12 protein-coding genes are annotated in these 12,790 nt (G+C 26.9%); 10 read left to right on the plus strand and 2 right to left on the minus strand.

Annotated elements, in window-relative coordinates; all coding sequences use genetic code 11:
• Positions 1-446 precede the first annotated feature (446 nt).
• The 6 genes from U881_RS0106310 to U881_RS0106340 all read left to right on the plus strand — a co-directional run bounded on the left by U881_RS0106310 (position 447) and on the right by U881_RS0106340 (position 6,368).
• Complete coding sequence (locus tag U881_RS0106310) at positions 447-1,625, plus strand: plasmid maintenance protein (RefSeq protein WP_024653688.1); 1,179 nt, start codon at positions 447-449, stop codon at positions 1,623-1,625.
• Positions 1,626-1,652: 27 nt separating this feature from the next.
• The gene (locus U881_RS0106315; RefSeq protein ID WP_024653689.1) at positions 1,653-2,216 is read left to right on the plus strand and encodes a DUF226 domain-containing protein; all 564 of its coding nucleotides are present in this window, start codon (positions 1,653-1,655) and stop codon (positions 2,214-2,216) included.
• On the plus strand, positions 2,192-2,947 hold the full coding sequence (locus U881_RS0106320; RefSeq protein ID WP_024653690.1) for a ParA family protein: 756 nt from the start codon (positions 2,192-2,194) through the stop codon (positions 2,945-2,947). Before U881_RS0106315 ends, U881_RS0106320 begins: the two co-directional genes overlap by 25 nt.
• Before the next feature lie 53 nt (positions 2,948-3,000).
• A complete protein-coding gene (locus U881_RS0106325) occupies positions 3,001-3,546 on the plus strand; it encodes a chromosome replication/partitioning protein (RefSeq protein WP_024653691.1) in 546 nt (181 codons plus the stop codon).
• A gap of 894 nt (positions 3,547-4,440) precedes the next feature.
• A complete protein-coding gene (locus U881_RS0106335) occupies positions 4,441-5,013 on the plus strand; it encodes a hypothetical protein (protein WP_024653692.1) in 573 nt (190 codons plus the stop codon).
• Positions 5,014-5,015: 2 nt separating this feature from the next.
• Positions 5,016-6,368 carry a PBSX family phage terminase large subunit gene (locus U881_RS0106340; RefSeq protein WP_024653693.1) on the plus strand — a complete coding sequence of 451 codons (1,353 nt, stop codon included), beginning with the start codon at positions 5,016-5,018 and terminating at the stop codon, positions 6,366-6,368.
• A gap of 346 nt (positions 6,369-6,714) precedes the next feature.
• Here U881_RS0106340 and U881_RS10930 read toward each other — a convergent pair whose 3' ends face one another.
• Together U881_RS10930 and U881_RS0106350 are read right to left on the minus strand one after the other, a co-directional pair.
• Positions 6,715-7,167 (minus strand): hypothetical protein, encoded by a 453-nt coding sequence (locus tag U881_RS10930; protein WP_235048143.1) that lies wholly within the window; start codon positions 7,165-7,167, stop codon positions 6,715-6,717.
• A gap of 552 nt (positions 7,168-7,719) precedes the next feature.
• Positions 7,720-8,523 carry a BB0158 famile outer surface lipoprotein gene (locus U881_RS0106350; protein WP_024653694.1) on the minus strand — a complete coding sequence of 268 codons (804 nt, stop codon included), beginning with the start codon at positions 8,521-8,523 and terminating at the stop codon, positions 7,720-7,722.
• A 279-nt stretch (positions 8,524-8,802) separates the two neighbouring features.
• On the opposite strand from U881_RS0106350, the gene U881_RS0106355 reads away from it, so the two are divergent.
• From U881_RS0106355 to U881_RS0106370, 4 genes are all read left to right on the plus strand, one after another.
• A complete protein-coding gene (locus U881_RS0106355; RefSeq protein WP_024653695.1) occupies positions 8,803-9,339 on the plus strand; it encodes a hypothetical protein in 537 nt (178 codons plus the stop codon).
• 118 nt (positions 9,340-9,457) lie between these two features.
• Positions 9,458-10,132 carry a hypothetical protein gene (locus tag U881_RS0106360; RefSeq protein ID WP_024653696.1) on the plus strand — a complete coding sequence of 225 codons (675 nt, stop codon included), beginning with the start codon at positions 9,458-9,460 and terminating at the stop codon, positions 10,130-10,132.
• 271 nt (positions 10,133-10,403) lie between these two features.
• Positions 10,404-11,318, plus strand: coding sequence for a hypothetical protein (locus U881_RS11585; RefSeq protein ID WP_024653697.1), 915 nt, complete (start codon positions 10,404-10,406; stop codon positions 11,316-11,318).
• A 243-nt stretch (positions 11,319-11,561) separates the two neighbouring features.
• Positions 11,562-12,617: a hypothetical protein gene (locus U881_RS0106370; protein WP_024653698.1), complete on the plus strand. Its 1,056-nt coding sequence runs from the start codon at positions 11,562-11,564 to the stop codon at positions 12,615-12,617.
• Positions 12,618-12,790 lie beyond the last annotated feature (173 nt).

Consider the following 12,790-nt stretch of genomic DNA (forward strand, 5'->3'; position numbering starts at 1 on the left):
ATTTAAAATTACATTAAATATCCTTTTTTACTCTTTTTTACGAAAGTCCCGCATGGGACTTTCACTATTTTATTTTATTTATGAAACTCTCATCTATACTTTAAAATATTGTACTTCAAAATTATAATTTTTTTAATACTACAAAAAAATCGACACGACTTGCCCTAACTAGGCTCGTCCATTTCTAATTAATTTTAAATAAAAAATTATTAGTACTTATTTACTCTTAATACAAGTGTTTAATTTTATAATATAGCAAAAATATAACTTTGTAAAGTCTTTTTAAGAGAAATAAAGCACAATTAAACAAGATATAAACAATATTTAAAGCAATAAAAAATAAATATTAATTTATTTTCATATTTGTTAAAACAAGTATTTACTTTTAAGATAAATTGTATTATTAATTAACTTAAGACTTTAAATACTTATATTAGGAGTAAACAATGGAAATAAAAAGCATAAAAGGTAAAACCAATAGATATCAATACAACTTGATTGTACTTGTATCAACACTTAATTTCATGAATTTAAAATTCAAGCAATATACACAAAAAAACATCTTATATTTTTTCAATGGCAACCTGTCTAGAAACAATCAAAAATTAGCCAAGCTTAAAACAGTACAAAAATATCTATACGAACTTGAAAAAAAGTTTAAAGTCACACTCAACTATTGTAGACATCTGGGAAAACAATGCGGCAGTGAAGTTAGGTATAAGCTAAGATATCCAAAAAAAGAATGTCATGCCAAGATAAATCGATATTTCAAAACCATCAAAAAAGAAAATGTGGATAAGTTCACAGAAAGAGTAGAAACCTACATAGAAAATTATATTAAAGAAAATGAAACTTATACAAAAGAGAGTATCAACAATAATGAAACTTATACAAAAGAAAATGGGAGTCTAAAATGGGAGTGTATTAATAGTATTAATAATAAAAAAAGAGAAGAGAATATACTAAAAAAATACATAGCCAAATGTCACTTTAGGATCGATCTTCCTCTTGTTTTATTGAATTTAAAAATGAATAAAGATTCCAAGATAGAATTCATAAGAGAAATCAAAAGGTACGAAAGGGTTATAGAATCGATTTCTGTTGATGATGCAAATTTACTAAAGAAAGAGATAGAAACGGGTGCTGCTGGATGCATTAAGGACTTTTTAGAGAAGAATGGATACTTGAAGAATTCTAAAGAAAGACTTTCAAAAAAAGAGCTTAAGCTAAAAAAACTCAAAGAAATATTGGATTTAAAACGGGAAGAACTTAAGAAGCAAAATTACAAAGAAGATGCCTTGAACAAAGAGATAGACAAAATATACGAAAAATACAAAAACAAGCCACATTTCATCATAGAACAAAATAAATACAAAGATTTGAGTTTACTGATTGACAAAATAAAAAAGAACACTGAGATATGCGATGTCAAAAAGAAAGAGAAAGAAAAAAATGATATAAAAAACAATATTTTTAGTATATTATTAGAACAGTTGAGGTATAAAGTGGACATTAACATATTGATACCAGCTTTGAAGAAATTCATTAACGCTAAGGACGAATTAAAGTATAGTAAAGTGGTCGATAATACGTATTATTACGAACTGCTTGACACGATAAAGTAAAATTTATTAGACCAAGGAAAGGGAAGGATGGTGGCTTTACTAGAGTTGTTGAAGAAAAAGAAAAAGGAAATAGATCCTAAAAACCAAAGGAAGGGAAAAAATATATTCTCAAAATTAGAGGATGTCAATAACCGTAAAATATATCATACTAAAATATTTAATGATTTCTATGCGTTTGGAATAAGCAAAAATGAACCTACTAAATTTTTTATATCTCTTAGAGGAATTTTTAACATAGAAGATATCAGTATGTTTCATCTGTTTTCCATAAGAGACGATGATAATTTTTTGGGTATTCATTACGGAATTAAAAAATTAGATAAAGCATTTTTGGTAAAAAACTTCAATAAAAGAGAAACCTATACTTTAAGGAAATGTGAGTATATTGAATTTCGATTTAAAAAAGGTGGTGTTTTTTGTTATCTGAGTGGTCTACATAATTTATTAAAAAAAAGTAAGATTGGAAGTTCCTACTATCAGACTTTGTTAAGTATACTCCTAGAATTAGAGAGGGAACTTTATGCATTTTATGGGAAAAAATTACCGGAAGGGGGTATTATTCCAAAATGGATAGAAAAGAGACAAAAATAATTACAGTGGCATCAATTAAGGGTGGAGTAGGCAAGAGTACAACTAGTTTAATATTTGCAACACTTCTGTCGCAGTCTTCTAGGGTGTTGATTGTCGACATAGATACCCAGGCATCAACCACCAGTTACTATTTTAAAAAAATAAAGGAAAATGGGATTGATTTATTTAATCAAAACATATATGAAGTTTTAATATCTAATTTGCATATTAATAATGCTGTGGTCAATATCAATAGCAATCTAGATTTAATACCTAGTTATTTAACCTTGCACAAATTTAATTCTGAGGCCATTCCATATAAGGAATTTAGGCTGAAAGAACAGTTAAGATTATTAGAATTTGAATATGATTACATAATACTTGATACTAATCCTAGTTTAGATTTTACTCTAACTAATGCTTTGGTATGTAGCGATTACATTATAGTGCCAATTACGGCAGAAAAATGGGCAGTTGAGAGTTTGGATTTGTTTAATTTTTTCATAGAAAAACTGTCTATAAAAGCTCCCATTTATTTGATTAATACTAAGTTTAAGAGAAATAATACACACAGAGAGCTGCTTAATATTTTAAAAGAAAATGATAATTTTTTAGGCACAGTATCTGAGAGGGAAGATTTAAATAGAAAAATAGCCAGAAATGATGTTTTTGATTTAAATAAAGATTATATAATAGAGTATCAAAATACACTCTCGATTTTGATGGATAAAATTAAAAGTGTTATTGTTTAAGCTTGAATTATTACGTACACTTAGTGTACGTGGAAGCAAAAGGAGGGTTAGAAATGAGAATAGAGGTCAATAAGAGGAATTTAGCTCAAAATATTTCACCGGAAAAACAAAAGTGGATCCACTATAATAAGCTTAAAGAAAAATTGTGCATTAACTTTCAAAAAGAAATTTTTTATAAAGTTGAAGCAATGAAGGTATTAAAAGAAATCAAAGATAATGAATATTATAAAATGGATAACTATTCTTGCTTTGATGATTTTGCAAAAGATTACAGACTTGCTAGAACTCAGACTTATAAATATCTAAAGATAGCAACCGCTATTGAAGAGGGAATCATTGAAGAAAAATTTGTTATCAGTAATGGCATTAATTCTACTATTTGTTTGCTAAGAAACAAAGAAGGCGTTAACATCAAAAAGTCTAAACAAAACCCACTAAGACCCTTAAGATTTCAACTTAAATGCCCTCATGCTTATGCGTTTTATAAAAAGAACGCCAAACTTACAAGTTTCCTTTTAGAAAAAATTTTTTCGGATGAAAAAGAATTCTTATCGAAAATATTGTCTCAATTTGAATCTTTAAAAAAGCCAAAAAATTAAATATATTTTTAAATATATTTAAATGATTAAATGAGATGGTGTTGGATTTTTTAAGAATCTTTGAATTTTTTATAAAAAAAATATTGGGTATAGAGAGCAAAGAATTTAGGAATGGATCTAGTAAGTTGTCAAAATATAAAATTTATGTTTTTTGTAATAAATTTAAGAGCCATTTTAAAATACGATAGGTTTTTTTATTATTTTGCTATAAATAAATAGCCTTGGATAGACATGTTATTGTGCAAATAGACGGTTTTTATTTTTTTTGAAAAAAAATAAAAAAAAGTTGAAAAAATGTTTGCAAAATGTTTTAAATTGTTATATATTATAGTTAGTACAGATTGACATGCAATATGTCACTCTTAATATAAGGACCTGTTACCTTAAAGGGTTTATTGGGGGCTTTAAAGCTAGAGTTTCCAGTAAACCCTTTACTATTTAAGAAACATACATCTTAATTTTAGAGAGTATAATTTAATTTTTATATGTTTTTATTTATGTTATTTTATCAGTTTTTGCATTGTAACTTTAGATCTATCAAAAATAATTATAATTTTAATTATTCTGTATATAAAATATGGAATAATTTTTCTTTATTTTATATCTTTAAATTATCTTTTGTGTTAAAATATATTAAAGGGTAAATCAATTGTTGATTATGAAGTTTGACGTTAGAATGATTTTTTAACTATGCTTTTCTCCTTTTCTTAAGATATTGGCTAAGTCCAATATCTGTTTTGTTTTTATACCATTTACTGTTAATTTGCATAAATATTATTTTAAAATAAAGTTTGCTATTGAACAATGAAATTGTCAATAAAATTATTGTTTTTTATTGTATTTAATTTAAATTACTCTTGTTTTTTTGTTAAAAATTAGTTACAATGTATTCAAATGATATTTAAAAATAAAGAGAAGTATAATATTTTATTTAAATCAAATTTAAGTATGTCTGATATAGCAAAGGTTTTAGACATCAGTGAATCTGCTGTTTTAAAAGCCAGACGTAATATTTTGGGTGAGGCTGTAGATGATTTGTGCAAGATGGATGCTGAGTGTGATGACAATTCTTCAGATACTTGTTTAAATGTTGATTTAGATGGTCTTGTTCGTGATGCCACATCTCAAGCATATAGGCTTGAGATGGAACGTGATAGTTTTCATAAATCGTTCTACGGAACTGCAAATTCTTATATAGATTCTTGTTTGAAATATAAGCAACTTGTTTTAAATTCTTCTTTTAAAAAATTGACTGATGTTAATGAAGAGATATTGAATTTAGAAAAAGAGATAGATGGTACTGATGATCAAAATTTATGTAAAAAATTAAAGCTAAATTTAAGATTTAAGATTTATAAGAGAAATAGACTATCTAAAAAGATTATTTTATGTGAGATGAAAGAAGATTATGAATGTTTACTAAAATTAAAAGAAATCTTTAATTTTAAGGGATTAAAGTTGGGGTAATTTTGAAGTTATGTGATTTACCCGTTTTTATTAAGTTGCAAAAACGATTTAAACAAAAGTTTAATATTGATATCAATTCATTTCTTGGAAATAAAAATAATAAGATTGACTTTAAGCTATTTGAAGATAAATATTTAACTGCAAAGCAAAGGAAAGTGTTTAGAGATATTGAGGATAATTTGTATTCCAAAATAATATTTAATGGGGGAATATCTAGTGGCAAGACATTTTTGGCGTCTTATCTACTAATTAAGCTTCTAATTTTAAATAGGAATAATTATCATAAGGATACTAATAATTTTATTGTGGGAAGTTCAATTGGTACTTTGCTTTCAAATACACTTAAACAGATAGAAAAGATATGTGGTCTTTTAAATATAGAGTATTCTGTAAAAGATTTGCGGCAAGTTAAGTGTACCATTGCGGGTTTGACTCTTAATGTTTATGGTGGTAAGAATATTGATTCTTTTGCAAAAATTAGGGGCAGTAATTCTGCTTTGGTCTATGTCAATGAGGCAACCTTAATGCATAAGGAGACTTTGCTTGAGATAATGAAGAGGCTTAGACAAAAGCCAGGAATTATTATTTTCGATACAAATCCAGATCATCCTGCACATTATTTTAAGACAGATTATATTGATAATAGAAACGTATATAAGACTTATAATTTTAGTATTTATGATAATCCTTTAAATTCAAAAGATTTTATTGAAACGCAAGAGGCAATTTATAAAAATTTGTCTGCGTATAAGGCCAGGGTACTTCTTGGAGAGTGGACTGCTAGTGTTGATGCATGCTTTAATGAGGTGATTTTAAATTGTGAGTATATATTTAAAAGTCCCATTATGTATATTGATCCTGCATTTTCTGTTGGTATGGATAATACTGCAATTTGTGTACTTGAACGAATGGGTGATAAGTATTATGCCTATGTTTACCAAGATCAAAAACCAATAAGTGATGAATCAATTTTACATGCAATTTGTGTGCTTGCAGAGAATTTTAATATCAATACCCTTTATATTGAGGATAGGGATAATACTGATGGACATGGATTTTTAACAAAAATTATGATATCTCTTAGGCAGGGTATGAATCATTATTTTAGGATATCAGCCGTTAAGCCTTTAAGTAATAAGTTTATAAGAATATGCACCCTGATACCATTATTTAATGCTCGTATTATAGAGTTTTTAAAGATAACGGATAAAAACGTAATAAATGATATTTATAGTTATAATGGTTCATCTAGATGCAGAGATGATGCTCTTGATGCTCTTAGTGCCTGTTATTTACTTTTAAGTCTGAAGTATCATGATAGATTTAAGCATTTTAGCACAAGTAAGTATATCTAGATACATCTGTGTGTGTAGTATATTATAATGTAATGTAAAAAAAATTAAGGCCACAAGTTTTCACTTTGTGACCTTAGAGATTCTTGAAATCAATACATGGAACAACCATTATAAACACAACCTTTAATAATATATCTCAAATTTTTAAAATTCCAATCTTTTTATATTTTTTTTTATTATAAATTATAAAATTATAGTTATGAGTATAAAAGTACAAACAAATGTACCACTCTTAAAGTGATACATCTTTCATTAATTTATCTGATGAAGTTTAATGATTTCATATTTGGTCTTTTAAAACCAATATTTCAATCTCTGTTCTAATAAACTGTATAGATACAATTTATTATTCTGATAATTTAGTTCTAAATGTCTTTAAAGTTTTTGCATAAGTTTTATCTGTATTTTCATCACCCTTTACAAAACCTAAATGTACCATTAAATCGTCAAACTCTTTGTCTATTTCTGCTATGTTTGCACCTGTATTGTTCTTAGCAGATTTGATCATCTTTAATGCGCTTAATGCTTTTAAGAAAGGAGTTACAAGAGTTTGATCAATTGCTTTGAATGCTTCGTCTAACTTGGTTGCCTTGTATGTCTTTCCTGTTTCTGCAGGTGGTAACAAATCCTTAATTTCGTCAAAGTTTCTAGCAAACTCTTTTATTGCATCTCGATCTTGGAAGACTTTGATGTAAGCAGTACCTTGTCCTGTCCCTAACTGTTCTTGAGAAACTTTTGCATCGCCACAACTTAATAAAGTAAATAAAGCTACTAGAGCACTTAAAATAATTGTTTTCATTAAACATTCTCCTTTTTACCGTTTTTTTAACGATAACATTATTTAATTTATAATCATGTTACCATTTTTGATTAAAAAGTACAAGACTTGAAATATGCCTTGATATTTTATCCAGAGAAACTTGTCTTTAGGGATATGATTTATTTGTAAAGATTTTGTTTATAAATCTGTTTTAACCATATTTTTAAAAAAAAGTATATGTTGTTTTATTTTTTATTTATTTTTTTATAAATATATTTGTTATGTGTATATATTGATATATACTTACTATTTAGTAAAAATAAGATAGTGCATTGTTAAGGAATGTTGGCTATAAGCTTTGTTTCCTTCTCACATTATGTGAGGAACCTAAGTACTTAAGGAAATATTGTTCTTTGGCTTAGACATTTGTTTCTTGATACAAGTTTTAAGTAAATGCATATATCTTATTTTGGGATTTTTGTCTTTTTTTGTTTTTTTTGGCAAATTTAATTATGAGACAAGATCCTATGCTTTAAAATAGGATCTTGCTATTCTTTTTATAGATTAAATTAATTTAAATACTGGTTGGTTTTAATCTTCTTCAAGCTTAAATGTCGGGGCAACCGTTTGTAACTTCGGATTTTCCTGAAGTACTTGGCTTATTAATAATACCAGATAACTGGTGTCTAATTCTATATCATATTCATCAATAGATCCAGTTTGCAAATTTTTTACCTTTATTGTGGCTCTAATGATTTTGTTTTGTGTCAGTGCTGGTATTACTTTGTCATTTTGTCCTGATATCCAAAATGGATTTGCATTAAGATACCCAACCTCTTGTGATGGTTCAGTTGTTGGTGGTGTGTAAATCGGGACGAATCCTTTGTAATATATTCTCTCATCAAAATCTAGATTGGGTGCATCTATTAACTGGAAGCTTATGACCTCCAAATTTTGGCCACCACTTTGTGTTGTTTCAAATAGCACAATGGGTATGATCTTGGAACTTAGTTGTTGGTTTTCTGTGATAGGTGATATTGAATATGAGTATCTGATTTTGTCTTTCAGGCTATCTATGGGATTGCCGTTTAATCCATTGATGGTTAAGGCTTTGTTTTTAATCCATGTTATCTCTTTATTTATGAACAAGATGCTTATATTTTTACTTCCAGTCATTGTTTCGTATTCTTCTTTAAGATTAAGACTTTCTATTAACTTTGATGGAGTCTTTGATTTGTCATCTGTAATTGTTTGCAAGCTTCTGAGATATTCTTGGCGTCTTATACTGATTTCTTTTGATATTCTCTCCTCGTATTGTAATCTTTCAGCCGTTGCATTATTGCATTGAATGCAAAGTATAATACCTGAGACTGATAATAAAGTTTTTGTGTTCATAAGGTGTTTCTCCTTAAATTTTTATAAACTACTTCATGCCATCCATAATATGGGTTGACTTTTAGACTCTATTATCTCATAGCTTTAAGATTTTATCACCTTATTTTATATAATTTATTATAAAATATTAGCTATATAATTGTAAATATCAAATTAACATATATAAATTATATTATTATTTATAATGTTTTTATATAATACTTATTTTTTTATGATTTTTAAATATATAAAATATTGTAAAAGTTTAATTGCTATTTTATAATAAGGGAAAGGGTATTTATGTTATTAAATGTAATTTTAATATTAACGTCTTTAATTTTTAGTTGTGCACGTGTATCCTCTTCAGAGGAAGTGGTGCTTCGGCATAATGCTGATAGTGGTAAAGTTTCATTAGAAATTGTTTTAAGAAATAAAATGGGTTCTCTTACTATGCATTATCCTTATAGGAGTGATAATAATTATCTTGTTTTGAATTTTACTCTTAAAACTACGAAACCCCTTAATCTTTTAAAGGTTTATTTTAATGGTCTTGAAATTGCACATAAAAATTTGTGGTGGTCTTATGATATTCCATTAGAATTAAATCATGAACAGTATTTTTTATCTTTTGATGATTCAATTGAGCTTACAGGGTTTTATGTTCATTTAAATCCTGCATTGGGCGAGCATTTAAAATTTAGAGAATTTGCAAGAACTGAGGGTCTTAAACTTAATGTTGAATGTGTTGAGCGTGGTAGTGATGTTAAGATTAATTTTCCTTTTGAGTTTAGCATAAGTGGTGCTCAGCAATTTTTTGATCTTGTTGATGAATTTTAAAGATATTAAAAATTTTGCTTTGCATTTTTAATCAAAATAAATAAGTATAATAATAATAATAAAGATAACTAAATATAAGTTAGGTAAAATATAAGTAAATGTTTAGTGAGGAAGTACAATGAGAGATATTAGATCAATTATATTCAAAATATATGTTTTTATGCTTGCATGTTTTTTTGTATTTTTTTTTGTTGTTTTTGTGATTTTTGTGAAAAGTAAATTTTTAATTGTAGATTTGAATAGAAATTCGTCTCGTTATCATTATGGTAGTGGTCATGATGATATGGTGCAAAGATTTTCTTATTATGAGGATTTTAATTTAAGTGGAATAAGGATCATTTTATTTGAAGTTAGTTATCTCAATAAACGTTCTGATGCTTTTAAGTCTTTGCAAAATGAAGAGAGGGAAAAAATAATGGCCGTCTGTCCATCTTTCAAGTTGACTTTTACCGTATCTGATGGGGGACGCTTGATGAATTTTAAGAATGTGATTTTTCATGGAGTTGAGGCTAATATTTATTCTAGTGATTTGCCCAATATAAACTTTAGATCATCTAGTGAACCATATTTTAAACTGAATAAAGTTAATAATTTGGAACGTGAAATTATGGGTGAGTATCCGGTTGTCGTTAGGAATAGTTTTTCCATTTTAATTAATGAGGTTTTATTTAGAATTTTACGTGAACAACCAAAATTGAAAATTACTGTGGTAGCTCATGATGATGTGGAATATACTGTTGAAACTTTTAATTTTTTGTCTAATGAAAGATTTAATATTTTAGATGAAAAATAGTATTTGTATTTGTAATTGTATTTGGAATCTATTAATTTTTTTAAAGAAATTTTAATTTTGTTTTTAATTTATTTTTTAGCTATGTTTAACTTTTAATTAATTATGTAAATATCATTTTTATAAACTATTTGTCTGATTTTCAATTTTTATTCATTTTTACTTTAATTTTGCATTTCTTGTTATAGACTTTTTTTATTTATTGTCTGATTTATAATCTGATTTTCAATATTAGCTTATAAATCAGAGTATTTGTTAGGAGACATATATAAAGATGATGAATTTATTTAATATAAAGATATTTAAGGATATTATTATTTCTTTGATTTTTATTATATTAATTTTTAAATTTTATTGTTTCTTCAACTTATGTGATTATTTGCCTGGGGATAAAGATATTGTCGGGGAAAATTTAGGTGGAGTTGAGGTTGCTACAGTTGGTGGTTTGCAGTACATGAATTTTGATTTGGATATTCAAAATAAAAATAATACTGTAGGCTTTGCAGATTCTGTTAATTACATTTCTAATCTTATTAGAGATACTGATTATATTCAAGGTATGTATTTGGGTTATTCTTTCAAGAATTTTGAAAATGAAGTTCTTGGTGAGAAGAACTATTACAAAGATATTTTTTTGGGTAATGAAGATTCGTCTGAATCTAAGAATTTAGGTGATGATGTGATAAGTGATGATGTGAATGATACTGATGATACTTTAAAAGTTCTATCTGATAATGTTGCTAAATTTAGTGGCAAATTTGATAATTTTTTGGGTTTCTTAAAAGATGATCCTGTTAAGTGGGAAGAACTTATGGATTTGATGCAAAAATTTTACAATAAAAAGAGGCAAGAGATTAGGAAAAAAATGGTGGTTTTGAATCTAAGAGAGCCTTTCTTTATGGATCAAGATAAAAGTACGGTAAATCTTGGTGATGATTATATTGTAGATATGAAAGGTGATAATGTGAAATATTTCTTAGATAATTATTCAATGAGAAACTCTAGTGATTGGAATTGGGCTTGTATTAGATTTTGTGCAAGAGAATTTTTATTTGCGTTAACTGCATTTGGTGATGATCATGTTAAGATCTCTAAACATTTAAAAAATTTTTTTGAAGGAAATATTTTAGAGAGTACATTAAAAAATTCTCTAAAATTGAAAGATTCTCTAAAAGATCCTTCTAAATAAAAGATTGCAAACATTTTTATTTTTGGCCTATTATTCTAATTGTGTCCTGAAGCTTATAAAAGCTTCAGGACAATTTTTATTTTGATATTAATTATGTTTATTTAAGTAAAAATTTAAATTAATTTTAATATTATTTGTGATTTTATATTTATTGTTATAGAATTCTTTACTCATGATCCAATATTGCAATTTATATAAATGGATCGTGCATAGATTGTAAATTTTGAAGGAGGTTAAGAATAAATGAGTAAATTTACTGTGAATAAATTTAATATTGTGAACAAATTTAATATTGTTAATAGATTTAATATTCTTATGTGTGTAAGTGCTTTGATATTTAGTTGTAAATTCGTTGATAGTTTACCTTCATCTGATTCTTTGTTTGGTCATGAAAAGAGTGACCAAAAAGATCTTGAGTCTGTTGATTTTGTTAGTCCTTCAAATATTGTTGAAGAAGCATTATCTGTTGTTGGTTTGAAAGCTGATGTTGTTGTTGATATTGTAGGCGAAGTTTCTGATGCTGTTGTAGAGATTGCAGATGCAGTTGAGAGTGATGATGATGAAGAGAAAGTTAAGAGTGCCGTTATTAATGGTGTAAATCGTGTTGCAGGTGTTGCTTTGAATGCTTTACAAAATGTTGCTTTGGATGTTCCTGTTGTGTTAGACGAAAAAGTTGCAGCTGCTCCTGCTGTTGTTGCTGTTTCGTCTAACGAAGGTACTAATATCGTTGTTTCGCCAAACGGAAATATTGATGAGTCTGCTGTTACTTATGAAAAATCATTTAATGAGAGCTCATTGAAGGGTAGTGTGGAACGATTTCCTGGGTATACTAATAATCCATTAAATAGATTTTTTAGTTGGTTAAAAGACGATAATGAGAAATGGAATGCTTTGATTAAGACAATTTCACAATTTGAAAAGAGACTTGTATATAGTGATAGAGTAAAAGCTAAAAGTCAATTGCCAGATTTCTATTTTAATATGCATGTTTTTTATTACAAGGATTCATCCAAACCTGAAGATAAATATAAATATTTGGTTTTAGTTGATCAAGGTATTTCTCCTGTGCTGACAAATGGTTTTTATTTTGCTCGGTTCTTTGATGAATATAATGATTTAAATCCTAATGATTTTTCTTTTGTTGGTATGAGATTGGCAGTAAGAGAATGTTACTATGCAGGTCAAAAATTTGGTGAGACTGATTATGCTAAGATTTATGAACATTTAAAATCATTCTTTGAAGGAAATTCTTTACATACCACATTAAAAGATTCTGTACAAAAGCTTTTAAAAAAATAAAATTACAATAATATTTTAGCACTGACATGTGATTGTGATTGTGTCCTGGAGTTTTTTTAAACTTCGGGACGATTTTTATTTACTTATGTTTTTTATAAGTATGTTTTTATTTTAGAAAGAATTTAAATTAATTTTAAATCTTATCTGTAATTTTGTATTTATTGTTATAAAAT

Origin of the sequence: Borrelia persica No12, from assembly GCF_000500045.1 — a bacterium.
In the GTDB taxonomy this organism is placed as follows: domain Bacteria; phylum Spirochaetota; class Spirochaetia; order Borreliales; family Borreliaceae; genus Borrelia; species Borrelia persica.